25 protein-coding genes are annotated in these 24,671 nt (G+C 59.5%); 7 read left to right on the top strand and 18 right to left on the bottom strand.

The genetic code is table 11. The annotated features are described in order from the left end of the window. The first annotated feature begins 93 nt into the window (after nucleotides 1-93). Nucleotides 94-573, top strand: coding sequence for a GNAT family N-acetyltransferase (locus FHL16_RS15900; protein WP_077748685.1), 480 nt, complete (start codon nucleotides 94-96; stop codon nucleotides 571-573). A 54-nt stretch (nucleotides 574-627) separates the two neighbouring features. Here the strand turns inward: FHL16_RS15900 and def are convergent, their stop codons facing one another. From def to FHL16_RS15915, 3 genes are all read right to left on the bottom strand, one after another. Continuing rightward, nucleotides 628-1,167: a peptide deformylase gene (gene def, locus FHL16_RS15905; RefSeq protein WP_010457345.1), complete on the bottom strand. Its 540-nt coding sequence runs from the start codon at nucleotides 1,165-1,167 to the stop codon at nucleotides 628-630. After that, the gene (locus FHL16_RS15910; RefSeq protein WP_010457347.1) at nucleotides 1,164-2,120 is read right to left on the bottom strand and encodes a YihY/virulence factor BrkB family protein; all 957 of its coding nucleotides are present in this window, start codon (nucleotides 2,118-2,120) and stop codon (nucleotides 1,164-1,166) included. The genes def and FHL16_RS15910 overlap by 4 nt, the downstream gene beginning before the upstream one ends. 171 nt (nucleotides 2,121-2,291) lie before the next feature. After that, the gene (locus FHL16_RS15915; RefSeq protein WP_010457349.1) at nucleotides 2,292-2,483 is read right to left on the bottom strand and encodes a CsbD family protein; all 192 of its coding nucleotides are present in this window, start codon (nucleotides 2,481-2,483) and stop codon (nucleotides 2,292-2,294) included. 200 nt (nucleotides 2,484-2,683) lie between these two features. Between FHL16_RS15915 and FHL16_RS15920 the strand changes: the two genes are divergently transcribed. Continuing rightward, nucleotides 2,684-3,061, top strand: a complete 378-nt coding sequence (locus FHL16_RS15920; protein WP_010457352.1) for a hypothetical protein — start codon at nucleotides 2,684-2,686, stop codon at nucleotides 3,059-3,061. Between the two features lie 205 nt (nucleotides 3,062-3,266). Here the strand turns inward: FHL16_RS15920 and fadD1 are convergent, their stop codons facing one another. Beyond that, nucleotides 3,267-4,967 carry a long-chain-fatty-acid--CoA ligase FadD1 gene (gene fadD1 / locus FHL16_RS15925; RefSeq protein WP_010457354.1) on the bottom strand — a complete coding sequence of 567 codons (1,701 nt, stop codon included), beginning with the start codon at nucleotides 4,965-4,967 and terminating at the stop codon, nucleotides 3,267-3,269. Nucleotides 4,968-5,350: 383 nt separating this feature from the next. Further along, nucleotides 5,351-7,039, bottom strand: a complete 1,689-nt coding sequence (gene fadD2, locus FHL16_RS15930; protein WP_010457356.1) for a long-chain-fatty-acid--CoA ligase FadD2 — start codon at nucleotides 7,037-7,039, stop codon at nucleotides 5,351-5,353. A 235-nt stretch (nucleotides 7,040-7,274) separates the two neighbouring features. Here fadD2 and FHL16_RS15935 point away from each other — a divergent pair, with 235 nt between their 5' ends. After that, on the top strand, nucleotides 7,275-8,219 hold the full coding sequence (locus tag FHL16_RS15935; RefSeq protein ID WP_010457358.1) for an alpha/beta hydrolase: 945 nt from the start codon (nucleotides 7,275-7,277) through the stop codon (nucleotides 8,217-8,219). Nucleotides 8,220-8,260: 41 nt separating this feature from the next. After that, nucleotides 8,261-8,731: a MaoC family dehydratase gene (locus tag FHL16_RS15940; RefSeq protein WP_008151121.1), complete on the top strand. Its 471-nt coding sequence runs from the start codon at nucleotides 8,261-8,263 to the stop codon at nucleotides 8,729-8,731. A 195-nt stretch (nucleotides 8,732-8,926) separates the two neighbouring features. Here FHL16_RS15940 and FHL16_RS15945 read toward each other — a convergent pair whose 3' ends face one another. The 4 genes from FHL16_RS15945 to FHL16_RS15960 form a co-directional block, all read right to left on the bottom strand. Further along, on the bottom strand, nucleotides 8,927-9,784 hold the full coding sequence (locus FHL16_RS15945) for an efflux RND transporter periplasmic adaptor subunit (RefSeq protein WP_077748686.1): 858 nt from the start codon (nucleotides 9,782-9,784) through the stop codon (nucleotides 8,927-8,929). Nucleotides 9,785-9,794: 10 nt separating this feature from the next. After that, nucleotides 9,795-10,001, bottom strand: coding sequence for a DUF1656 domain-containing protein (locus tag FHL16_RS15950; RefSeq protein WP_008151119.1), 207 nt, complete (start codon nucleotides 9,999-10,001; stop codon nucleotides 9,795-9,797). Next, entirely contained in the window at nucleotides 9,988-11,976 is a 1,989-nt protein-coding gene (locus FHL16_RS15955; RefSeq protein WP_077748687.1) for an FUSC family protein, read from the bottom strand. Before FHL16_RS15955 ends, FHL16_RS15950 begins: the two co-directional genes overlap by 14 nt. Nucleotides 11,977-12,134: 158 nt before the next feature. After that, nucleotides 12,135-12,602, bottom strand: coding sequence for a ferritin-like domain-containing protein (locus FHL16_RS15960; RefSeq protein ID WP_010457366.1), 468 nt, complete (start codon nucleotides 12,600-12,602; stop codon nucleotides 12,135-12,137). A 203-nt stretch (nucleotides 12,603-12,805) separates the two neighbouring features. Between FHL16_RS15960 and FHL16_RS15965 the strand changes: the two genes are divergently transcribed. Together FHL16_RS15965 and FHL16_RS15970 are read left to right on the top strand one after the other, a co-directional pair. Further along, entirely contained in the window at nucleotides 12,806-13,042 is a 237-nt protein-coding gene (locus tag FHL16_RS15965) for a DUF3820 family protein (RefSeq protein ID WP_010457368.1), read from the top strand. A 28-nt stretch (nucleotides 13,043-13,070) separates the two neighbouring features. Next, entirely contained in the window at nucleotides 13,071-14,252 is a 1,182-nt protein-coding gene (locus FHL16_RS15970) for an aminotransferase class V-fold PLP-dependent enzyme (protein WP_077748688.1), read from the top strand. Nucleotides 14,253-14,254: 2 nt separating this feature from the next. On the opposite strand, the gene FHL16_RS15975 is transcribed toward FHL16_RS15970, so the two are convergent. The 4 genes from FHL16_RS15975 to zwf form a co-directional block, all read right to left on the bottom strand. Next, nucleotides 14,255-14,980, bottom strand: a complete 726-nt coding sequence (locus FHL16_RS15975; protein ID WP_077748689.1) for an intradiol ring-cleavage dioxygenase — start codon at nucleotides 14,978-14,980, stop codon at nucleotides 14,255-14,257. Nucleotides 14,981-15,162: 182 nt separating this feature from the next. Next, nucleotides 15,163-15,828 carry a bifunctional 4-hydroxy-2-oxoglutarate aldolase/2-dehydro-3-deoxy-phosphogluconate aldolase gene (locus tag FHL16_RS15980; protein WP_010457374.1) on the bottom strand — a complete coding sequence of 222 codons (666 nt, stop codon included), beginning with the start codon at nucleotides 15,826-15,828 and terminating at the stop codon, nucleotides 15,163-15,165. A gap of 17 nt (nucleotides 15,829-15,845) precedes the next feature. Further along, the gene (gene pgl, locus FHL16_RS15985; RefSeq protein ID WP_077748690.1) at nucleotides 15,846-16,559 is read right to left on the bottom strand and encodes a 6-phosphogluconolactonase; all 714 of its coding nucleotides are present in this window, start codon (nucleotides 16,557-16,559) and stop codon (nucleotides 15,846-15,848) included. After that, nucleotides 16,546-18,015, bottom strand: a complete 1,470-nt coding sequence (gene zwf, locus FHL16_RS15990) for a glucose-6-phosphate dehydrogenase (protein ID WP_010457378.1) — start codon at nucleotides 18,013-18,015, stop codon at nucleotides 16,546-16,548. Before zwf ends, pgl begins: the two co-directional genes overlap by 14 nt. Nucleotides 18,016-18,254: 239 nt before the next feature. On the opposite strand from zwf, the gene FHL16_RS15995 reads away from it, so the two are divergent. Beyond that, a complete protein-coding gene (locus tag FHL16_RS15995; protein WP_169858048.1) occupies nucleotides 18,255-19,115 on the top strand; it encodes a MurR/RpiR family transcriptional regulator in 861 nt (286 codons plus the stop codon). Between the two features lie 153 nt (nucleotides 19,116-19,268). On the opposite strand, the gene FHL16_RS16000 is transcribed toward FHL16_RS15995, so the two are convergent. The 5 genes from FHL16_RS16000 to FHL16_RS16020 all read right to left on the bottom strand — a co-directional run bounded on the left by FHL16_RS16000 (nucleotide 19,269) and on the right by FHL16_RS16020 (nucleotide 24,659). Next, complete coding sequence (locus FHL16_RS16000; RefSeq protein ID WP_010457382.1) at nucleotides 19,269-20,123, bottom strand: D-hexose-6-phosphate mutarotase; 855 nt, start codon at nucleotides 20,121-20,123, stop codon at nucleotides 19,269-19,271. Nucleotides 20,124-20,230: 107 nt separating this feature from the next. Beyond that, on the bottom strand, nucleotides 20,231-21,577 hold the full coding sequence (locus FHL16_RS16005) for a carbohydrate porin (protein ID WP_010457384.1): 1,347 nt from the start codon (nucleotides 21,575-21,577) through the stop codon (nucleotides 20,231-20,233). 172 nt (nucleotides 21,578-21,749) lie between these two features. Beyond that, nucleotides 21,750-22,910, bottom strand: a complete 1,161-nt coding sequence (locus FHL16_RS16010) for an ABC transporter ATP-binding protein (RefSeq protein ID WP_010457386.1) — start codon at nucleotides 22,908-22,910, stop codon at nucleotides 21,750-21,752. Nucleotides 22,911-22,912: 2 nt separating this feature from the next. After that, complete coding sequence (locus FHL16_RS16015; RefSeq protein ID WP_077748691.1) at nucleotides 22,913-23,758, bottom strand: carbohydrate ABC transporter permease; 846 nt, start codon at nucleotides 23,756-23,758, stop codon at nucleotides 22,913-22,915. Then, the gene (locus FHL16_RS16020) at nucleotides 23,751-24,659 is read right to left on the bottom strand and encodes a carbohydrate ABC transporter permease (protein ID WP_010457390.1); all 909 of its coding nucleotides are present in this window, start codon (nucleotides 24,657-24,659) and stop codon (nucleotides 23,751-23,753) included. The genes FHL16_RS16015 and FHL16_RS16020 overlap by 8 nt, the downstream gene beginning before the upstream one ends. Nucleotides 24,660-24,671 lie beyond the last annotated feature (12 nt).

Raw genomic sequence — 24,671 nt, forward strand, 5'->3', positions numbered from 1 at the left:
CCACTCATACGGGATGTGAGATCAGGTATACACCTATCGCCGGCCGCGCGTTCTTTTATAATCACCCGCTTTGCGCACCGACAGATCGAACCCATGCCCGACACCCAGTACACCCTGCTCGCCGAGCCGTTATGGCCGTTGATGAACAAGTTTTATCGCACCCACCAATCGTCGATGAAAGCGGTTCGCGACGCTCAGCTGTGGGTCGCCAGACGCGAGGAGATCATTGGCGCGCTGTGTTTGCGGCCGGTCTCGGGCGGGCATTGGTTGACGGGGTTGTTCGTCGATCCGGCCTGTCGCGAACAGGGCATCGCGGCGGCGTTGATCGCCGAAGCGGTGCGCGGTCTCGACCAACCGGTCTGGCTGTTCTGCCACCCGGACTTGCGGGGCTTTTATGAACGCCGAGGGTTTTCCTTCGATCCGCCAATGCCCTACGCCATGACCGAACGGTTGAGCCGTTATGCCCGCAGCAAACCGATGATCGCCATGGGCCTGGAACCGTCTGTGAGTTCGACATGTAGGAGCGAGCCTGCTCGCGAAGGCGGCGTGTCATTCGACATCATCGGTGAATGACCCGCCGCCTTCGCGAGCAGGCTCGCTCCCACCGTGGTTTGTGGTGTTTTCGGCTCAGTCGTCGGCGTCAGGGTCGAGGTCGGGGAACATCACTTCGGTAAAGCCGAATTGGCTGAAGTCGGTAATCCGTGACGGGTACAACCGGCCGATCAGGTGATCGCATTCATGCTGCACCACCCGCGCATGGAATCCCTCGGCGATCCGCAAGATAGGCTGGCCCTTGGGATCGAAGCCTTCGTAGCGAATCTGCTGATAACGGTCTACCGCGCCGCGCAGGCCGGGCACTGACAGGCAACCTTCAAAGCCCTCTTCCATCAGCGAGTTCAAAGGTGTGATCAGCGGGTTGATCAGAATGGTCTGCGGCACCGCTTCAGCGTCCGGGTAGCGTTCGCTGTGTTCGAACCCAAAGATCACCAGTTGCAGATCGACGCCGATCTGCGGCGCAGCCAGGCCGACGCCACCGACGCTTTCCATGGTCTGGAACATGTCGTCGATCAGTTGCCACAACTCAGGGCTGTCGAACATCTCGGCCGGCACCGGCGGAGCAATGCGCAGCAGGCGTTCATCGCCCATTTTCAGGATTTCACGGATCATTTTATGGTTTCGTCAGTGTGCGGCTTGATCGAGTGATCCCGACCCAGTCCGGAAACGTGGTGTTTGGGTTCGTGATCGAGCTCACCGGGGACTTTTTCACCGTCATTCTTGCCTTCGGTCGACATGTGCTCGATCACTGCATTCATCTCCGCGCCCAGCAACAGCACCGCGGCGGAAATATAAAAATAGAGCAGCAACACGATGATCGCGCCGATACTGCCATACATGGCGTTGTAGTTGGCGAACTCCTTGACGTACAGGCCAAAGCCCACGGAGGCAAGGATCCACACCACCACCGCCAGCACCGAACCTGGGGTGATAAAACGAAACTCTTGTTTAACGTCCGGCATGACGTAATAAATCAGCGCCACGGCCACCATCAGCAAAATCACCACCACGGGCCAGCGCACGATGGTCCACAGGGTCACGATGAAGTCTTCCATGCCGACTTGCGCGGCAATCCAGCCCATCAGTTGCGGCCCGAGCACCATCAACGCGGCGGCGATCAGCAGCATGCCGGCGATGCCAACGGTGTAGATGATCGACAGCGGAAAACGCTTCCACGCGGGCCGGCCTTCGACCACGTCGTAGGCGGCGTTCATCGCGCTCATCATCAGCCGCACGCCAGCGGATGCGGTCCACAGGGCAATCACGATACCAATCGACAGCAAGCCACCCTTGGACTGCTGGAGTTGGTCGATCACCGGGTTCACCTGTTCCAGCGCCTGGGGCGGCAGGACCAGTTCCGATTGCAGACGCAGCCACGAGAAGAAGTCCGGCAGGTGCAGGAAACCGATCAGAGCGATCAGGAACAGGATGAAGGGAAATAGCGAAAACAGCATTTGATAAGCCAGCGCCGAGGCATAGGTCGACATCTCATCGTCGACGAACTCGGTGACCGTGCGCATCATGACACGGTGCAGGCGCAGGCCTTTCATGTGGGGGAAAAACATTAGCGTCTCCTTTCGCCGCAGGTTGGGTTGAAGTCGAGGCGACTCAGGGGCCGTTTTCTACATCAAAGTAGCCTACTTGGCGACTTTGAAACAATTTCCGTGCGCAAGTTCAGGCTGACACAAAAACGGCCATCCGTGGATGGCCGTTCATGTTGTTCATCAAAGGCCGAATCAAGCCTTGTCGACGCCTTTCTTAATCGCGTCCTTGGCTTTGCCGACCGCTTGCTGGGCCTCGCCTTTTCTTTCCTGCACGACGCCTTCTGCGCGCATTTTGTCATTACCGGTGGCCTTGCCGACGCCTTGCTTGACGTTGCCGGCGGCTTCGTTGGCCATGCCTTTTACTTTATCGCCAGTGCTGCTCATGGTGTTTCTCCTGTGAACAATTCAACGGAAAAAGTCGTTACACAAAGATTGACCGGGAGCATTTGCACGGAGTTTCATTTATTTTCACGGCGACATTTCATCGTTCAGTGCAGGTTGGGCTTTATGTTTGCCGACCAACCCCCGAGAATGCGCAACGTATTCAGGCCATGGCGCTGAAGATCCAATCCCGTAGGAATGTTATGAAACTCGATAAAAAGCAGGCCATTGCCCGCAGAAACCAGGAACTCGGCGGTGCTGTGCTTGGCGTCAACAACTGCCATTTCACCGAACTGAACCGCAACCGCAACATCTGGTGGTTCGATATCCCGGTGGCGCGCCTGGCCATTGGTCAGTACGAATGGGTTCACCTGCTGATGCACACGCCGGAAACCGACGAACTGCTGCACTTGAAAGTGCCGACGGTATTCCTGCGCGAGAAGCTTGAAGGCCTGGTGGTGCGCAACGAAGGCAAGCGCAAGGCCGCCTTGAGCCTGGAACTGAGCGCCGACAAGGACTCGTACCTCCAGGACATGCGTCCGGCGGGCACCAACGTCAATTTCGCGCCGTTTCGCCTGTAACTTTACACATCCCCTGTGGCGAGGGAGCTTGCTCCCGCTGGGCCGCGAAGCGACCCCAAAACAGACGCTGCGGTATTTTTGGTGTAACTCCATCGACTGGGTGACGACTGCTGCGCAGCCGAGCGGGAGCAAGCTCCCTCGCCACAAAAGCAGTTCTGATATCGCTGCAAACAAAAAGCCCCGCATCTGCGGGGCTTCTTGTTTGTTACGCGCCGACTTTCCTGGCGTTGAGCTTCTTCAGCTCTTCGTCGCGCAATTCGCGGCGCAGGATCTTGCCGACGTTGGTGGTCGGCAGCGCATCGCGGAACTCCACGGCGCGCGGGACCTTGTAACCGGTGACGTTCGCACGCATGTGCTCCATCACCTGCTCCTTGGTCAACGTCACGCCCGGTTTGGCGACGATGAAGATCTTGATCGCCTCGCCCGACTTCTCGTCCGGCACGCCGATGGCCGCGCATTGCAGCACGCCCGGCAGGGTCGCCAGCACATCTTCAAGCTCGTTCGGGTAAACGTTGAAACCGGAGACCAGAATCATGTCTTTCTTGCGATCGACAATTCGCATGTAGCCGTCCGGCTGGATCAGCGCGATGTCACCGGTCTTCAACCAGCCTTCGCTGTCGAGCATTTCATCGGTGGCGTCCTGACGCTGCCAGTAGCCCTTCATCACTTGCGGACCTTTCACACACAGTTCGCCGATTTCGCCCAGCGGCTGTTCAACGCCGGCATCGTCGATGACCTTGCACACGGTCGATGGAACCGGAATACCGATGGTGCCGATCTGGATGTGCTGGATCGGGTTCACGGTGGCGACCGGGCTGGTTTCGGTCATCCCGTAACCTTCGCAGATGGCGCAACCGGTGACCGCTTTCCAGCGCTCGGCTGCCGCCAGTTGCAGGGCCATGCCGCCGGACAGGGTGACTTTCAGCGCCGAGAAGTCCAGCTTGCGGAACGCTTCGTTGTTGCACAGCGCCACGAACAGGGTGTTGAGGCCGACGAAGCCGCTGAACTTCCACTTCGACAGTTCTTTGACCATCGCCGTCAAATCGCGCGGGTTGCTGATCAGGATGTTGTGGTTGCCGATCAGCATCATCGCCATGCAATGAAAGGTGAAGGCATAGATGTGGTACAGCGGCAGCGGCGTGATCAGGATCTCGCAGCCTTCGTTGAGGTTGGAACCCATCAGCGCCTTGCACTGCAACATGTTCGCCACGAGGTTGCGATGGGTCAGCATCGCGCCCTTGGCTACGCCGGTGGTGCCGCCAGTGTATTGCAGGACGGCAACGTCGCTGCTGGCCGGGTTGGCTTCAGCCACTGGCTGGCCGTGGCCCTTGCTCAGCACGTCGTTGAACTTGATCGCCTTGGGCAAGTGATACGCCGGGACCATCTTCTTCACGTACTTGATGACGCTGTTGACCAGCAGGCGCTTGAGCGGTGGCAGCAGGTCGGCCACTTCGGTGACGATCACGTGCTTGACGCCGGTTTTCGGCACGACGATTTCGGCCAGATGCGCCATGTTGGCCAGGCAGACCAGGGCTTTGGCACCGGAATCGTTGAATTGGTGTTCCATTTCCCGCGCGGTGTACAGCGGGTTGGTGTTGACCACGATCAGCCCGGCGCGAATGGCACCGAACACGGCGACCGGGTACTGCAACACGTTGGGCAGTTGCACGGCGATTCGATCGCCCGGCTGCAAGTCGGTATGCTGTTGCAGGTAAGCGGCAAAGGCACCGGACAATTCGTACAGTTCACCGTAGGTGATTGTCTTGCCCAGGTTGCTGAATGCCGGTTTGTCGGCGAAGCGCTGGCAGGAACGTTTCAACACTGCCTGAATATTCGGATACTCGTCTGGATTGATCTCGGCAGCAATCCCGGCAGGGTACTTATCCTTCCAAAAGTCTTCGTTCATGGAAGCCCACTCCTCAGCAACGCGAATTCAGCACCGCATTTGATGCGATTATTATTGGTGTGTGTTTGTCGGTGAATCTAGCGCTTTCATAAGCCCGAGACGTCACAAAGCGCGCCGAGAGTAGCAGCTTTGCCAAGGGTCGACTAGAGCCAAAAGCGGCCTCTACGGTCACAATTGTGACTCAAGAATTGCTAGCGGTCATTTTAGAGCAAAAATTCTATACACCCCTGAAAAGCCTGTGAAACCGGGGGCTTCAGATGTTTAAAAGCTTCGCGGGCAAGCCTCGTTCCTGCAGGCTCGCATCGTTCGCTGACTTAACGAACGACACGAACCTGCAGGAGCGAGGCTTGCCCGCGAACGCGCGAAGCGCGGCCATTCACCGACTACGCGATATCCCGCAACTCCCGCCGCAGGATCTTGCCCACCGGCGTCATCGGCAACGACTCCCGCAACACAATGTGCTTGGGCACTTTGTACGCCGTGAAGTTTTCCTTGCAGTACGCCTTCAGCTCTTCAAGGCTGACCCCTGATTCGCGGGCCACCACAAATAGCTTCACCGCCTCCCCCGAACGCTCGTCCGGCACGCCGATCACCGCGCAGTTGGCGACTTTCGGGTGAGCCATCACGATGTCTTCGATCTCGTTCGGGTACACGTTGAAGCCCGAGACGATGATCATGTCTTTCTTGCGATCGACGATGCGCACAAAACCGTCCGGGTCGATCACCGCGATATCGCCGGACTTGAACCAGCCTTCGGCATCCAGCACCTCGGCGGTGGCTTCCGGTTTCTGCCAGTAGCCCTTCATGATCTGCGGGCCCTTGATGCACAGTTCGCCTCGCTCGCCCAGCGGCTGCTCGACGCCTTCATCGTTGATTACTTTCAGGGTGGTGCCCGGCACCGGCAGGCCGACCGTGCCGATCCGCGATTTGTCGCCGTAGGGGTTGGTGCAGGCCACCGGTGAGGTTTCGGTCAGGCCATAACCCTCGGTGATGCGGCAGCCGGTGAGCTGTTCCCAGCGCTCGGCGGTGGCCTTGACCAGCGCGGTGCCGCCGGAGTTGGTGAGTTTGAGGCTGGAGAAATCCAGGGTCTTGAAGTCTGGGTGATCCATCAATGCAACGAACAGCGTGTTAAGCCCCAGCAGTGCCGAGAACCGCCAGTTCTTCAGCTCCTTGATGAAGGCGCCGATGTCGCGTGGATTGGTGATCAGCACGTTGTGGTTGCCGGTCACCATCATGCACATGCAGTTCGCCGTGAAGGCATAGATGTGGTACAGCGGCAGCGGCGCGATCATCACTTCCTGACCTTCGCGCAGCAATGGCTGACCGTCGCTGCCGAACTGTCCGAGGCATGCCCGCGCCTGTTGCATGTTCGCCACCAGGTTGCCGTGGGTCAGCATCGCGCCCTTGGCCAGGCCGGTGGTGCCGCCGGTGTATTGCAACACCGCGATGTCGTCGAGGCTGACGTTCAGCGGCTTGATGCCCAGGCCCCGGCCCAGACGCAGCGCGCTCTTGAAGGAAATCGCCTGGGGCAAGGAATAGTCCGGGACCATTTTCTTGACCTTGCTCACCATCGTGTTGACCAGCCAACCCTTGGCGGCAGGCATCAGGTCGCCCATCTTTGCTTCGATCAGGTACTGGATGTCGGTGTCGGGCAGCACTTCCTGGACCTTGGCCCCGAACATGTTCAGGTACACCAACGCCCGGGCACCGGAGTCCTTGAACTGATGACGCATCTCCCGCGCGGTGTACAGCGGGTTGGTGTTGACCACGATCAGCCCGGCGCGCAAGGCACCGAACACGGCAATCGGGTAATGCAAAACGTTGGGCATCTGCACCGCGATGCGATCCCCCGGCACCAAGTCGGTGTGGGCTTGCAGGTAACCGGCGAACGCCAGGCTGTAGCGTTCCAGTTCGGCGTAGGTCAGGGTCACGCCCATGTTGCTGAAGGCGGGGCGATCAGCGAATTTCTTGCAGGAACGCTCGAACACCTCAAGCACCGACTTATAGGCCCCAAGGTCAATGTCCAGGGGCACGCCGGCCGGGCGTTTGTCATTCCAGAAATCAGGTTGCATTGTTCTTGTCCTCTTTACCTGAGCCTATCCGGGCCGCTTTTCTGTCACTTTTGTAAAAGCGGGGCTTCACGGACACTAGCAGCTATGGCGAATCAGGCAAATATGCCAATGGGCGTCATTGACCGCGTGAATCTTGCTGCAGCGGCGTGGCCTGATCAGACGGCAAGCGCTGGATGCGCTATACAATGCATCGAGGCTATTTTCATACCCGGCAGCCCCATGCAAAGGAATCGCCATGATCCACGACACTTTCTGGCTGACCGCGAGTGACCGCAGCCGCCTCTTCGTCAACCAGTGGCTGCCCGATCCGCCTTTGAAAGCCGTGATTCTGCTGGCCCATGGCATGGCGGAACACAGCGGTCGCTACGCCCGCCTGGCGGAAAAACTCTGCGCGCAGGGTTACGGTGTCTACGCGCCGGACCTGCGTGGACATGGCAAAACTGCCGAAAACGGGACGCTCGGCCATTTCGCCGATGACGATGGCTGGTGCAAAGTGGTTGGCGATCTGGCGAGCCTCAACCAGCACATCGGCCAGCAACATCCTGGCGTGCCGATCGTGCTACTCGGCCACAGCATGGGCAGCTACATCGCCCAGGCCTACCTGCTGCATCACAGCGCCAGCCTGCACGGTGCGGTGCTCAGCGGTTCGAACTTCCAGCCCATCGCGCTCTATCGCGCGGCACGTCAGATTGCCCGTGTCGAAAAACTGCGTCAGGGGCCCAAGGGCCGCAGTGCGCTGATCGAGTGGCTGTCGTTTGGCTCGTTCAACAAAAAATTCAAACCGGTGCGCACGCGTTTCGACTGGCTAAGCCGCGATCCGGCGGAAGTCGATCGGTACGCCAACGACCCGCTCTGCGGCTTTCGTTGCACCAATCAGCTGTGGATCGATTTGCTCGGTGGGTTGCAGCAAATCAGCAAAGCGTCCAATCTCGCTCAGATTGATCCGGGCCTGCCGTTGCTGGTGATTGGCGGTGAATGTGATCCGGTGAGCGAAGGCAAACGTCTGAAAGATCTGGCCGATGCACTACGCGCGGCCGGCAGCCAAAACCTGCAACTGACTATTTACCCGCAGGCACGGCATGAACTGTTCAACGAGAGCAACCGCGATGAAGTGATCAATGACGTGTTGAACTGGATCGCCCAGGCGCTGAGCCACCGCCGGCCACCCAGATCGGAATAGTTTTTTTGTGGATTTTTTATTCGTCACAGGAATTGAAACAGATGACCCAGGTTACCAACACCCCATACGAAGCCCTCGAAGTCGGCCAGACCGCCAGCTACAGCAAGACGGTCGAAGAGCGCGACATTCAGTTGTTCGCCGCGATGTCGGGTGATCACAACCCGGTGCACCTGGACGCGGAATTCGCCGCCGGCACCATGTTCAAAGAGCGCATCGCTCACGGCATGTTCAGCGGTGCGCTGATCAGCGCGGCCGTGGCTTGCGAGTTGCCTGGGCCGGGGACTATTTATATCGGTCAGCAGATGAGCTTTCAGAAGCCGGTGAAGATTGGCGACACCCTGACCGTGCGCCTGGAAATTCTCGAGAAACTGCCGAAGTTTCGTGTGCGGATCGCCACGCGGGTGTTTAACCAGCGCGATGAATTGGTAGTGGATGGCGAGGCCGAGATTCTGGCGCCGCGCAAGCAGCAGACGGTGACGCTGCCTACCCTGCCGGCGATCAGCATCGGCTGATTCACCTCTCACCTGTGGCGAGGGAGCTTGTCGGAACGCCGCACCGTCCCGTTGGGGGGCGCAGCGCCCCCAAATCAGGCGCCGCGTTTGATCTGATCAACTGCGGCGTGAGTTTTTTAGACTGCTTCGCAGCCGAGCGGGACGGTGCGGCGTTCCGACAAGCTCCCTCGCCACAATGATTGCGGCGCAGCGTATTTAGCGTTCGCTTACCTGCACACTCGCCGTCATCCCCGAACTCAGATTCATGCCCTCCGGCAATTTATCAATCTTGATCCGCACCGGAATCCGCTGTGCCAGCCTCACCCAGTTAAACGTCGGTTCTACCTCCGCCAACAACTGCCCATCTGGCGTGGTGTTGCGATCGGTAATCCCGCGACTGATGCTTTCCACATGCCCGTCCAGCGCTTCGCCCGCGCTCATCAACCAGATCTTCACCGGATCGCCCACCCGAATCCGCGACAACTTGGTTTCCTCGAAATACGCCTGCACATAGAAGGTCGAATCATCGATCAATGCCATCACCGGCTGCCCGGCGTTCACATAATTGCCTTGGGCCAGGCGCAGGTTGGTGATGTGGCCGCTGCGAGGCGCATGGACCTGACTGCGCGCCAGATTGAGTTCGGCAACCTTGGCTTCCGCCTGAGCTTCACGCAATTCACCCCGGGCGATACCGGCGTTGATTTGTGCGTTCTCGCGCAGTTCGGCACTGATGGCTTGCGGCCCGAGGCTGGCGCGGCGACTGGCTTCGCGTTCGCGCAGATTGAGTTGTTGCTGGCGGGTCTGCACCACCGCCTGGGCCTTCTCCAGCGCCGCTTCGAACCGGTCACGATCGATGCTCAGCAACAGGTCGCCCGCCTTGACCGGCTGGTTATCGAACGCCTTGAGCTCACGCACCCACCCCGAGACGTCCGGGGCGATGACCACCACGTCGGCGCGGATCCGCGCATCCCGGGTCCAGGGCGTAAGCATGTAGTACTGCCACAAATGGAAGCCGGCAAAGATCGCCACCGCCACCAGGCTCAAGGTTACCGCGACACGTACGGGGGTACGCATGTTCAACTCCTTATAAAGGTCCGAGGACGACGGTGATCAAGGTCAATACACAGACGTACAAGGCGCAATCAAACAGTGCTTCGTGCCAGATCCAGCGGCCGACCGGTGTCAGGCGCAACAGCATGCGCAAGGCTCCGGTGACCAGCAGTGCCAGCAGCACATAAATCAAAAACGGACTGAGCAGCACGCCGCCCACCGACCACTCACGCAAGCCCATGGCTTTGCTCCTGTTGACGGCACCAGGCGCGCCAACTGCTCTGCAATTGCAGCACCGCGCCCTGAGCCAGTTTCACCGCGTCGCTGGGTGGCAACGCGTACAAGGTCTTCAAGAAATCTGCGCTGGGTCGTTCCAGCGCATCGGCGCGGTTGCCCGCAGGGCCCTGCTCAAGGACTTTTTCCAACTGCTCGAGATAACGCCGCTGCGGTGCGCTGACCGGCACTTGCGCCACCGCCAGGCTCAACCGCAGATGCAACAATTCATCGCCGATATCGAGGCCGAGCAAGCCGTCATCCCAGCGACTGCGCGCCGGTTCCGGCAACTCGGGATAGTGCCGCGCCAGTTGCAGCAAGCGGTCGGCCATGCGTCCGCCAAACCAGCTTTCGGCACCCCGCAGGTTACGTCGGGTCAGCCGCACCAGATCGTCGAGCGTCGCTGCCAGCAAGCGGCGGCCATGCCACGCCGGGTTACGCAGGATCAGCAAATGAAACGCCAGCACCGCCGCGCCGACACCGACCACCATCGCCTGGGCGCTGTTGAAGAACGTGGCGACGTCGAATTTCATCGCGTTCAGCGGCGACACCAGCACGATGAAATGCAGACAGAACGAAGTCGCCGTGGCCCCAATCTGCGGCTTGGCCATGCCCAGCGCACCGAAAAACAACGGCACGCCCATGCCCATGCAGAGCAAGGCAAATCCGCTCCATTGCGGCAGCAGAATCTGCCCGACGAAAAACGCCGCCGGAATCGCCAGGAAAATGCCTCGCATAAAACTCATGCCGATCTGCGCACCGTTCTCGCGACTGGCGAACAGGCTGCACACCACGCACGTCAGCACCAGGGCGCCCGACGCGGCGGGCCAGGCCGTCGCCAGCCAGAAGCACGACACCACCAGAAACGCCAGGGCACTACGCGCGCCAAACACCAGCGCCAATGACAGGTCGCGGTGCGGCGCCAGGGTGCGTGGCGGATCGACCGTTTCGCGCCCCTCCTCCACCGCTTTCATCGCCGCAGTGGCCGCCATCGCGGTATCGAGCAACAAGGTGAAACGGGCCAGGCAATAACTCTGCGCGGAGCTGATGTGCGGGTCATGGGACGCATCGAGCAACCTCGGCCGCAACGCTTGCAGGGTCGCCGTATCGTCGCCGCTGAGCGCAACCTGAACCTCGGTCATCCACGGCGACAGTTGCTCGGCTTCCTGTGGTTCCAGCTGCTTCCACTGACGGCGCACCGAACGGGCGATGCGCAGCAGCATCAAGAGCTTCTGGCTCAAGCCGCTGATGGCTCGTGCCCGCTGCCGACCCAGGCCACCTTCAAACCAGGCATGTTCGCGCTGGGCATCGACCGCGACGATTCGCCCGAGGATTTCCAGCAACCCCTTACGGGCCTGAGCATCGCCGGCCAGCGTTGCACGCGCAGCATTCATCCCGCTGTTCCAGGCGGCTCGCGCCTGATCCGCCAGTTGTCGCTCGACGCGCATCGGCCACAGCAACGCGCTGGCCGCCGTGGCGCACAGGATGCCCAGACAGATTTCCGTGCAGCGCGCCACGGCCTGGTCGAACACCGTCAGTGGATGGGTAATGGCCGGCAACGCGATGATCGCTACCGTGTAACCGGCCAGCACAAATGAATAGGACCAGGCACTGCGCAGCAACGTTGAACTCGCCGTACACAACCCGAGCCACAACGCCAAGGCCAGCAAAAACAGCCAAGGCGTCTGGGCGAACAAGCCCATGAATACCACCGACATAATCGTGCCGACCAGCGTGCCCAGCAGCCGTGCCAGCCCCTTCTGCACCACCATTCCAGACAATGGCTGAGCGACGATGAACGCCGTCATCAATGCCCAGGCGGGTTGCTCAAGCCCCCAGCGCAATGCCAGCCACAGGGCCAGACCGCCACCGATCAAGGTTTTGATTGCGAACTGTAGGGCGCGGCGGTCAGGCGCAAACAAAGCCTGCAAAGTGATAGGCACGTAAAAGACTCTTGAAAGGACGTTTTTAACGATAGTCGGGTTCACTGAAGTCACTTGAAAAACAAATTATTAGCGAGCTATCTATATTCCGTCCAGCGTTAAATCCCAGACACAAAAAAACGCCAGACTGGCTGGCGTTTTTGACAGGCTACGAACGCTTAAGAGCGTGCGCGAGCCTGGTTGCGCAGGGCTTTTACCTGATCGTGATTGCGTTGCACGCCGTGGTACTGACGTTCAACCAGGTCACGAATGCCCACCAGATTGTGCTTGTTGATTTTTTCGAGGGCTTCTTTGTATGCCTTCAGTGCATGGTCTTCACCGCGTTCGGCTTCGTTCAGCACGGCTTCTTCATCCTTGCCGGTGAACATCGCTTTGACGTCGACCCAACGACGGTGCAGATCACCGCTGACGCTGGTGGACGTTTCCGGATCGCCGCCCATCGAACGCACGGCACTCTGAAGTTCGGCAGCGGCGGTGGCGCAGTCGGCGGAGCGTTGCACGAACAGGGTTTTGAGTTCAGGGTGTTTGATGTCTTCAGCGCAAGTCTTGAACCCTTCCTGACCGTCTTTGCTGGTTTCAATCAGGTCGTTGAGTACAGAGATCGCTTCTTTATTCATGTCGGTCATTTTTCAATTCCTTGCGGGTTGATGAAAGATGCAATAGCTATTGCACCCTGCATGCCAGCTTCGAACCGAGAATTTATGCGTTATATTTCAACAAGTTAGTTATAGCGACCAAATCTGTATCCGCTTTTTTTGCATGAACTGTCAATTGGCCTGCATGCAGAATGCCTGTATTTTCCAGCCTGACGAATCAAGACGACCGATAGATGAACCCTGAAAAGCTCGAACTGTTGATCACCCGTGAAATGCCCTTCGGCAAATACAAGGGTCGCATCATTGCCGACCTGCCCGGCCAATACCTGAACTGGTTCGCCCGTGAAGGATTCCCGCACGGTGAGCTGGGCGGATTGCTGGCCCTGATGCAGGAGATCGACCACAACGGTCTGTCGGACCTGCTCGAACCGCTGCGCGCCAAACACGGCAAACCTGCCCCGCGCCACTGACATCGTCATCAAAAAAGCCGAGTAGCTCATGCCCGATAACACCCGTCGCGCCCGTGATGAACATTTCTGGAAAACCTTTGCCGACCGCTACTCGGTCGAACCCGGGCCCATCAACCTTGAAAACGGTTACTTCGGACGGATGTCGCGCACCGTGGTCGAGGAGTACGAGCGCAATATCGAGCTGATCAACCGCAGCAACTCGGTGCATGTACGCCAGCGTTTCGAACAGATCGAAAGTCTCGAGATCCGGGCGCAGCTCGCCCGCCTGATCGACGTTCCAGTCGACACCGTGGCCCTCACCCGCAACGCGTCGGACGGCCTGCAATCGTTGATCCGCAATTACAATCGCCTTCAGCCGGGCGATCAGGTGCTGATTTGCGATCTGGAGTACGACACGGTCAAAGGCGCGATGCGTTGGCTGGCGCGGCATCGCGGCGTGGAAGTGATCGAAATCGACCACGCGCACCCCGCAACGTTTGACAGCTTGCTGGCGACTTATCGCGACGCTTTTGCGCGTTATCCAAAGCTCAAATTGATGGCCCTGACCCATGTCACCCATCGCACCGGATTGGTCATGCCCGTGCAGGCCATTGCTGCTGCCGCCAAAGAATACGGCATCGACGTGATCCTTGACGGCGCGCACGCCCTCGGCCAGATCGAGTTCAATCTGGATGAGCTGGGCGTTTCTTTCGCCGGCTTCAACCTGCACAAGTGGATTGGCGCGCCCCTGACGCTGGGCTTTATCTATATAGACCCCGAGCGTTTGGCCGACATCGACCCGGACATGGGCGAGATGCACTTCCCGGTCACCGATATCCGCGCCCGCACGCCCTACAGCACACCGAACATCCCGGCCCTGCTGACGCTGCCGCTGGTGTTCGAGGAGCACCTGGCCATGGGCGGGGCCGCTGCCAAGAGCACACGGCTCAATTACCTGCGCAACCGGTGGGTCAATGCAGTTCGCGAGTTACCGGGGATCGAGATCATGACACCCGATGACCCGCGACTGTATTGCGGCATTACCTCGATGCGCTTTACCCGGCATACCGATCAACAGGCGATGGTCGAGCGGCTGCTCAGCGATTACAACCTGTTCACCGTGGTCCGCAGTGGCGCGGCGAGCGGGCCCTGCATTCGCATTACACCAGGGCTCACCACCACCGCTGCCGACATGGATCTGCTGGCCAGGGCGCTGAGCGAGTTGCGCTGACGTCAGACCGTGTATTTGTCGAAGTCCTCCGGCTTGATTTGCGTCGAAGCGGCGAACGTGTCGATACCGATGGTCGTATGCCCGAAAAAGCCATCCTCGTTCGAGTCTCGACCGAGGGTGTGGACCGTCAATGTCGAAGCCTCGCCAGCCTGCTCGCGGTAATAAGTGTCTTCATTGTTGCTCAACGGCGAGACCGATCGGCCGCTGTAGTCCCGGGCGTTTAGCACCGAACGTGAAGCGGGTTCGGGGAAGTAGAGCTGACCGACCCAGGCGACGTGTCGTTCGTCGAGGTAATTGTTGCCGGACGTAATGCGCACGGCGACATGAATGTGCAAGGTACGGCCGGCATAGAACCCCGGGTAGATGGTGGTAAACCGCACAATGCCCTTTTTGTCGGTGAATTGTCCGCCACGCAGATAGGTGTCGTCGTCCGTGCGCGGGATGGAGCCGATGTCCCCGACATCGACTTCCTGGTCCGGATTGACCTTGCTCCAGCCCGAATACGCACCGCGCGCATTGCAATGCCAGATATCGACCAGGGCTCCGGTCACCGGCTCCCCCGTCATGGCATCGACAATCGACAGTCGCAGCACCAGGGGAATGCCATCGGCGCTCTCGCTGATGTTGCGCCTGATCAGTTTCGGATTGCGGAAATACGGGCCGGCAATTTGCTCGGGAGACAGCAGGTAAACGGAGGGTGCGGGTGTTGCGGAGGTGGTGTCGTCCATGACGTTCTCTCTTCCATAAGATGAACGCAGGTTAACGCTGGATGGGCGGCGAGAGGCGGTAACTATGTATCGCCTCATTTCCCTTGCAGGAGCGGTATTTCATCAGGCAAAAAAAAACGGTGCACCGACCAAGCGCACCGTAAAGCCGTAGAACACACAACGAAGTGTTTGGTAAAAGCCGATCAGTCCAGCAGCGCCAAGGCCTCGGCGGTGCATTCCTGAATGCGGGCCCAGTCGCCGTTCTTGATCCACTCGGGATCCAGCATCCAGCTACCGCCCACGCACATCACGTTTTTCAACGCCATGTAGCTCTTGATGTTGGCCGGGCTGACGCCGCCGGTCGGGCAGAATTTCACTTCACCGAACGGGCCGCCAAGGGCCTTGATGGCGGCAACGCCACCGCTGACTTCCGCCGGGAACAGCTTGAAGCGGCGATAACCCAACCCATAGCCTTCCATGATGCCGGAAGCGTTGCTGATGCCTGGCAACAGCGGGATCGGGCTATCGACGCTGGCTTCGAGCAGGTCACGGGTGATACCCGGGGTGACGATGAACTGCGAGCCGGCCGCTTCGGCAGCGGCGAGCATCGTGCGATCCAGCACAGTACCCGCACCGGTCACCAGCTCCGGACGCTGCTCACGCAGAATCTGGATGGCCTTGAGGCCGAACTGCGAACGCAGGGTCACTTCCAGGGCAGTCAGGCCACCGGCGGCCAGGGCATCGGCCAGCGGCAGGACGTCCTGTTCGCGGGCGATGGTGATCACCGGCAGGATCCGCGCCTTGGCGCAGAGGCTGTCGATCAGGGCAATTTTGTCCGCCATGGAAACGGTCGGGGATGTGATTGTCATAGCGGCTGATCCTTGGCTCATGGGCACCAGTAAATCTCTAACGTAGGTTGCAGAAACGCGCGAATCGGCATGGCGGCGACATCGTCACCGGCCAATGCGGCACTCAAAGTGGTCAGTTTGGACTGACCGGAAATCGATAGAACGGTGGTCTTGGCCGAGGCCAGCAGCGCGCGGCTCATGGTCAGTCGCTGATGCGGCACGGTCGGCGCCAGCATCGGATAGCACCGACGGGTGCCGTCGACTTTCAAGGCATCGATCAGGTTCGGGCTGTTGGGGAACAACGAAGCGGTGTGACCGTCATCGCCCATGCCGAGGATCAACACGTCGATCGGCGGCAATTCGGCGAGCAAACGGTCGGCCTGCTCGGCCGCCAGTTCAAGGTTCGCGGTGGCGCTGTAGAGGCTCAGAAACTGAGCCTTGGCTGCCGGGCCTTGCAACAGGTAACGCTTGAGCAGACCGGCATTGCTGTCGGCATGCTCGACCGGCACCCAACGCTCGTCGGCCAGGGTGACCACGACCTTGGACCAGTCGAGTTTCTGCTTCGCCAGGTTCTGGAAAAAAGCCACCGGGCTGCGGCCACCGGACACCACCAGCGTCGCGCTGCCGCGAGCGTCGATGGCGTCACTCAGTTGCTTGGCCACATTCAGCGCCAGACCATCGGCCAGCAACACCGGGCTTTTGAACTCATGGGCGCTGACGCCCTGAGGCAGTTTCAATTCAGATATCGCCATACCACGACCTCCCATCCCGCGTGATCAGAGCAATGGAGCTCATCGGTCCCCAGGACCCGGCCGCATACGGCTTGGGCGCATCACCGGATTTTTTCCACCCGGCGATCAACTGGTCACACCACTTCCACGCGGCTTCGATTTCATCTTTACGGACAAACAGGTTCTGATTGCCGCGCATCACTTCCAGCAACAACCGCTCGTAGGCATCGGGAATCCGTGCGCTGCGATAAGTGTCGGAAAAATTCAGCTGCAACGGACCGCTGCGCAACTGCATACCCTTGTCCAGGCCTTGTTCTTTGGTCATCACACGCAAGGAAATGCCTTCATCCGGTTGCAGGCGGATAATCAGCTTGTTGCTGATTTGCAGGCGCTGCTCGGGGGCGAAGATGTAGTGCGACGGTTCCTTGAAGTGGATGACAATCTGCGACAGCTTCTGCGGCATGCGCTTGCCGGTGCGCAGGTAAAACGGCACGCCGGCCCAGCGCCAGTTGCGGATGTCCGCACGCAGGGCGACGAAGGTTTCGGTGTCGCTTTGGGTGTTCGAATTCGGTTCTTCCAGATACCCCGGAACCGGTTTGCCTTCGCTGTACCCGGCGATGTACTGGCCGCGCACCACTTGTGTAGTCAGGCCTTCCGGGCTGATAGGCGCCAAGGCCTTGAGCACTTTGACTTTCTCGTCACGGATGCTGTCGGCGGACAGGTCGGCCGGCGGGTCCATGGCGATCAGGCAGAGCAGTTGCAGCAGGTGATTCTGGATCATGTCCCGCAGCTGACCAGCCTTGTCGAAGTAACCCCAGCGGCCTTCGATGCCGACCTTCTCGGCCACGGTGATTTCCACGTGGGAGATATAATTTTGGTTCCACTGGGTTTCGAACAGGCTGTTGGCGAAACGCAGGGCGATCAGGTTCTGGACGGTCTCTTTGCCCAGGTAGTGATCGATGCGGTAGGTGCGGTTCTCCGGGAAGAACTGCGCCACGGCGTCGTTGACCTTGCGCGAGGATTCCAGGTCCGAACCGATGGGCTTTTCCAGCACCACGCGGGTGTTTTCAGTCAGGCCGACCTTCGACAGGTTCTCGCAGATCGCGCCGTAAACGGCGGCCGGCGTGGCGAAGTAGGCAATCACACGCTGCGCGCTGCCGGCCATTTCGGCCAGGGCGACGTAATCGTCGGCCTTGAGGAAGTCGACATGCAGGTAGCTCAAACGGGCCAGGAAGCGTTCGACCACAGCTTCGTCCAGCTCTTTGGCACCTACATAACGGCGCAGTTCGGAGGCGATGAACGCCAGGTGTTCCTGCTCGCTGCCTGGCTCACGGGCCAGCGCGATAATCCGCGTTTCCTCGTGCAGCAGGCCTGCGCCATCGAGTTGATAAAGGGCAGGAAACAGTTTGCGCAGGGCCAAGTCACCGAGGGCGCCGAACAAGGCAAAGGTGCACGGTTCAACCGTAATCGAAGGCATGATGTTTGTTCTTTTATCAAGTTAAGCTACAAATACCTTTTTTCAAGGCATCACTCAAGGGAAAATGTAGTAATAACCACAACATTTTCGCAAAATACAGATTCCGAGTGGTGGTCGGTCGGAGCCATCAGTAGGATAGGCCACCGTGACGGGCCCGATCAAAGTCCCAATTTGCATAGCCGGGGCCCTTATTTGCATTGCTCTCTTGTTTGCGGAGCTAAGGAACATATATGGACCGCGTGCGAAATTTACTGGAACAGATCCAGAATCGCCTTGAAGACCTGAACAAGGCGGAACGCAAAGTCGCCGAAGTGATCCTGCTCAACCCTGAGCTGGCCACCCGGTTCAGCATTGCCGCCCTCGCCCAGGCCTCTAAGGTCAGCGAGCCGACGGTCAACCGTTTCTGCCGTTCGTTCGGCGTCAGTGGCTACCCGGAGCTCAAGCTTCAACTGGCCCAGAGCCTGGCCAGCGGCGCGGCGTATGTCAGCCGTGCAGTCGAGGCCGATGACAATCCCGAGGCGTACACCAAGAAGATTTTCGGCAGCGCCATTGCGTCGCTGGACAGTGCCTTGCAGGCACTGGACCCGAACCTGATCAGCCGCGCCGTCGACCTGTTGATCCAGGCCCGGCAGATCCACTTCTTCGGCCTTGGTGCCTCGGCCCCGGTGGCGCTGGACGCGCAGCACAAGTTCTTCCGCTTCAACCTGGCGGTCACCGCCCATGCCGACGTGCTGATGCAGCGCATGATTGCGTCGGTGGCGCATACCGGCGAGTTGTTCGTGATCATTTCCTACACCGGCCGCACCCGCGAACTGGTGGAAGTGGCGCGTATCGCCCGGGAGAACGGCGCTTCAGTGCTGGGGCTGACGGCCGAGGGGTCGCCTTTGGCCAAGGCCAGCACCTTGAGCCTGAACATTCCGTTGCCGGAAGACACCGACATCTATATGCCGATGACGTCGCGGATCATCCAGCTGACCGTGCTGGATGTGCTGGCCACCGGCATGACCTTGCGCCGTGGCGTGGACTTCCAGCCGCATTTGCGCAAGATCAAAGAGAGCCTCAATGCCAGTCGGTATCCGGTTGGGGATGAGTTTAACTAGGTCAATATCTTCATTGCCTGTCCTGGCCTCATCGCGAGCAGGCTCGCGCCCACATTAGATCTTCGGTGGACACTGTATTTGTATTCAAAGCAGGTCCACTGTGGAAGCGAGCCTGCTCGCGAAAGGGCCAGCCCAGGCGCAAAGATTCTGGAACTAAACCCCCACCCGCGCCTGCAAACTCAAATGCGCTTTCTGCCCCGGCGCCAGGCTCAAACTGTCGGTCCCGCCACTCGCCGCCTCGACACACACAAATTCTGAAATCTCGTTCCAGCTCACCCCCAGCAACGGTCGCGCCCCCGGATGCCAGACCACAGTGTCCGCATGGTCACCGGTGTCGATGCACAACTCGCGCTGCCAGGCGTGGTCCTTGAGCTGCAATTCACCGTCATGCTGGAACACCCGCTGACACCCACCGTCGACTCTCAACTCGCCTTCCTGCTGGCAAACCTGGCGGTTCAACTGGTCGTAACCGTGGGCGCCATCGAGCCCGGACAGCGCTATCTCACCGACATCACCAATACGCCAATAGGCATGCAACGCCTGGCTCAATTGGCACGGCAGGCTGTCCTGATGCTCGGTGCTCAGGCGCAGATCCATGCGCTCGCCCAAGTGTGCGTGCAGGTCCACTTGCCAGTCACACAGCTGAAGTTGCCAATGCAGGCGCACGCCATCGTCGTCATGGCTGCTGTCGAGCAGTTTCCAGTCGATCAACCGTGCCCAGCCATGGGAAGGCCAGGCGTTTTCGCTTGGATGACGGCCATACCACGGCCAGCATACCGGCACACCGCCACGAATCGCGCCGACTTGTGGCCACTTCGCCGCGCACCAGAGCCAGGGCTTCTGGCCCTTGGGCTGGAAGTGCAGCAACTGCGCGCCCTGCCGGCTGAACACCGCCTGACACAGCGGGTGATCAATCACCAGCACATCGCGCTTCTGATAGCGCTCCCACGCAAACACCGGACGTTCGCGCAAGGATTTGAAGAAGCGTTGTAGCGGATGCTCATGCATGTGCCACGGTCCTGAAAATCATTCGGGGTGCGCCGCCCCAAAAAAAAGCGGACAGCCAAGGCTGTCCGCAAAAATGCGCACATAGAGAGGAGCTTATCGCAACAGCGTTAGAACACCGACTGAATTTTCAGGCCGGCCACCAGCGCGTTGTCGACTTCATCCACACCGCCCGGGTGAGTGATGTATTGCAGGTTAGGACGCACGGTCAGCCAGTTGGTGACGTGGAAGCCGTAGTTGATCTCGTAGTTGTACTCAGTGTTACGCAGCGGCGCGAACAACGGGTCCTGATAGTCAGTGACATTGTTGGAGGCGTTGACCAACTCTGAGTTTTTCTTAACGTCATCGTTGACATGGATACGGGCGGCACCGATACCGAAGTCATCCTTCGGCCGTGCGTCGAACGGGCCTTTGTACACCAGCATCAGCGACTGGTAGTTATCGACGAAGTTGGTGTCCTTGTCGTGGAAGGTAGCGTTGGCAGCAATGTTCAGACCGCGGGAAGCGTCACCGTTGTGGGTGGTGAGTTGTTGCTGCGCAACGAACCAGTAGCCGGACTTGCTGCTGTGGCTGCGATAGGCGTTACCGCTGGTTGCGGCGTCATTACCGTTGTCGTCTTCACGAACGTCATCGGCCTTGGCCGTACTTTTGTAGTAACCGACACGGTATTCGCCCGGCAGGTTGCCAGGGTTAGGCAACCAGACCAGTTCGACCGGCAACACGGTGCCCTTGGTACCACTGCCGCTCAGCTTGAAGCCGTTACCGTGCTCCAGTTGCGACGGGTTCTGGTTGTACGCGCCGATCTGCGCATACCACTCAGGCGAGATGTTGTACTTCACGCGAACCGCAGCCTGCATGACCGGCCAGTTGTACCAGATGTTGGTCGCCCAGTTACCCGCTTGGGAACCGCAGAACGCCAGGTTCTGGAACTCGCACGGGAAGGTGTTGAAGTCTTCGCCTTCGCCGAAGTAACCGGCCTTGACGTCCAGTTTGCCATCGAGGAACTGGTGCTTGATCCACAGTTGGGTCAGGCGAACCATGTGGCCACGGCCGTAGACTTCCTGGGAGGAACTCAAGGTGCCGGCACGCGGATCGCCGACACGGTCATTGGAGATGTTCTCACCGTTACGGTTGGTGAGCTGGACCTTGGCCTGGGTGTTATCCCAGCCCCACAGCTTTTGCAGGTCCAGCGCCACGCCCAGGCCAAACTGGTCGGCGTAACGCGCGGTCTTGTCGTTGTTGTAGCCACCGTGAAGGTTGCCACCGACTTCACCGACGTAGTCCATCTTGATGTCGATGCCCCGCTCGATCAGCTTGGTCCGCTCGCCACCCCAATCGCCGGTCATCCATTCGGAATCGGCGCTGAACGCGTCAGCCGCGTGCACACTACCGGCCAGCATCATGGCCGCAACCGCGGACAACTGGCAGATAAGCTGAGCGTTGTTGTTCTTCTTCATCCCTACATCCTCGTTTTATTGTTATTAGCTGTTTTTATTTAACGCGGTTACATCAGGTGCGGAGAGCGACAGGCCGCTCACCGCATATCCCCCCTGCAGGAGCCAGTTTTGCCGGCGAAGGCGACCCTGAAATCGCCTTCGTCGGCAAGCCTGGTTCCTACAGTTTTAATCTTCAGCGGCCTTTGAATTGGGCGACGTTGGCGCCGTGGCTCTCGGCTTTTGGTTGACCGGCCACCCCCAGGCGCTCTCCGGTCTTGGCATCGAACAACAGCACTTTCGATGGATCGAATTGCAGGGTCAGGGTCTCGCCCACGTTCGGCGCGACGTCCGGCGCCAGGCGGCAGCAGACTTTGGTGTCGTTGAGATTGACGAACACCAGGGTGTCGGGACCGGTCGGTTCGGTGACCTGGACTTCGGCGCGAATGGTCGGCAAACCGTTCGGCTCACTGCCCGCCAGAACGATCTGCTCCGGGCGCAGGCCGAGGATCACTTCACGGTCTTCCAGACCGGCGTCCTGCATGCCCATCGGCAATTCGCAACGCGCCTGGCCGCTGTCGAGCAGCGCCACCAGACGACCGTCCTTGCGCTGCAAACGCAGCGGAATGAAGTTCATCGGCGGCGAGCCGATGAAGCTCGCCACGAACAGGTTGGCCGGGTTGTTGTAGATGTCCTTCGGCGTACCGAACTGCTGAATGATCCCGTCCTTCATCACCGCAACTTTGTCGCCCAGGGTCATCGCTTCGATCTGGTCGTGGGTCACGTAGACCGTGGTGGTTTTCAGGCGCTGGTGCATCAGTTTCATTTCAGTGCGCATCTCGACGCGCAGCTTGGCGTCGAGGTTGGACAGCGGTTCGTCGAACAGATAAATCTTCGGCCGACGCGCCAGGGCACGGCCCATGGCCACCCGCTGTTGCTGACCACCGGAGAGCTGACCGGGCTTGCGGTTGAGCAAGTGTTCGATCTGCAACAGCTTGGATACCCGCGCCACTTCCGCTTCGATGTCGGCGGCGGGCATTTTGCGGATCTTCAAGCCGAAAGCGATGTTCTCGCGCACGCTCATGGTCGGGTACAGCGCGTAGGACTGGAACACCATGGCGATGTCGCGGTCTTTCGGGCTCATGCCGCTGACGTCCTGATCACCGATCATGATCGCGCCGCCGGTGATGGTTTCCAGTCCGGCGATGCAATTCATCAGGGTCGATTTACCGCAACCCGAAGGTCCGACCAGAATCAGGAACTCACCGTCCTTGATCGACAGTTCGATGTTCTTGAGGGTGTCCGGCAGGCCGGGACCATAGGTCTTGTTTACATTGCGAAGTTCGAGCGTAGCCATGATTACCCCTTGACTGCGCCGGCCGTCAGCCCGCGCACGAAATACTTGCCTGCGACCACATAGACCAGCAGGGTCGGCAGCCCGGCGATCATCGCCGCCGCCATATCAACGTTGTATTCCTTGGCCCCGGTACTGGTGTTGACCAAGTTGTTCAACGCCACCGTAATGGGTTGCGAATCACCGCTGGAGAACACCACGCCGAACAGGAAGTCGTTCCAGATCTGGGTGAACTGCCAGATCAGGCAGACCATGATGATCGGGGTGGACATCGGCAGGATGATCAAGCGGAAGATGGTGAAGAAACCCGCGCCATCGAGCCGCGCCGCCTTCACCAGCGCATCGGGAACGCTGACGTAGTAGTTACGGAAGAACAGCGTGGTGAACGCCAGGCCGTAGACCACGTGCACAAACACCAGGCCGGTGGTGGTGCTGGCCAGGCCCATCTTGCCGAGGGTGAACGAGGCCGGCAGCAGGACGGTCTGGAACGGCAGGAAGCAACCGAACAGCAGCAGACCGAAGAACAGTTGCGAGCCACGAAAGCGCCACATCGACAGCACATAGCCGTTCAGTGCACCGATGGCGGTGGAGATCAGTACCGCCGGAACGGTGATCTTGATCGAGTTCCAGAAGTACCCGTCAACCGTGCCCCAGGCCTTGACCCAGCCAATGCCGCTGACCACGGTCGGCCAGCTCAGCAGGTTGCCGGAGTTGATGTCTTCCGGCGTCTTGAAACTGGTCAACAGCATGACCACCAGCGGTATCAGATAAAGGAATACCGCCAGGATCAGCACGCCGTAGATGGCGATGCGACTCAGGCTGATGGATGGTTTGGCAGCGAAATTAGTCATGACGCTTGGTCCTCAGCTCGGAGTACAGGTAAGGCACGATGATTGCGAGAATCGCACCGAGCATCAGAATCGCACTGGCCGAGCCCATGCCCATCTGGCCGCGACTGAAGGTGAAGGAATACATGAACATCGCAGGCAGGTCAGAGGAATAACCCGGGCCACCGGCAGTCATTGCCGCCACCAGGTCGAAACTCTTGATCGCGATGTGGGCCAGGATCATGACCGCGCTGAAGAACACCGGGCGCAGGCTCGGCAACACCACTTTCAGGTAAATGCGCGGCATGCTCGCGCCATCGATCTGGGCAGCACGGATGATCGATTGATCCACGCCACGCAGGCCGGCGAGGAACATCGCCATGATGAAGCCCGAGGCTTGCCAGACCGCCGCGATCACCAGGCAATACACGACGCGATCCGGGTCGATCAGCCAGTCCAGGCGAAAGCCTTCCCAACCCCAGTCACGCAGCAATTTGTCCAGGCCCATGCCCGGGTTGAGCAGCCACTTCCACGCGGTACCGGTGACGATCATCGAGAGCGCCATCGGGTACAGGTAAATGGTGCGAATGAAACCTTCGCGACGAATCCGCTGGTCAAGAAACACCGCCAGCAGCACACCGATCACCAAGGTGATGCCGATGAACATGCCGCCGAACACCGCCAGGTTCTTGCTCGCTACCCACCAACGGTCGTTGTCGAACAGCCGCTGGTACTGCGCCAGGCCCGCCCATTTGTAAGTCGGCAGGAAGGTCGATGTGGTGAACGACAGGATGAACGTCCACAGGATATAGCCATAGAAGCCCACCAGGACGATGAACATGCTCGGCGCCAGCACCAGTTTCGGTAGCCAGCGCTGCAGTGCATCGAACGGCGAGGCCTTGCTGAACACAGCAACAGAACTCATGGGAAGATCCCG

Source organism: Pseudomonas sp. FSL W5-0299, from assembly GCF_005930655.1.
In the GTDB taxonomy this organism is placed as follows: domain Bacteria; phylum Pseudomonadota; class Gammaproteobacteria; order Pseudomonadales; family Pseudomonadaceae; genus Aquipseudomonas; species Aquipseudomonas mandelii.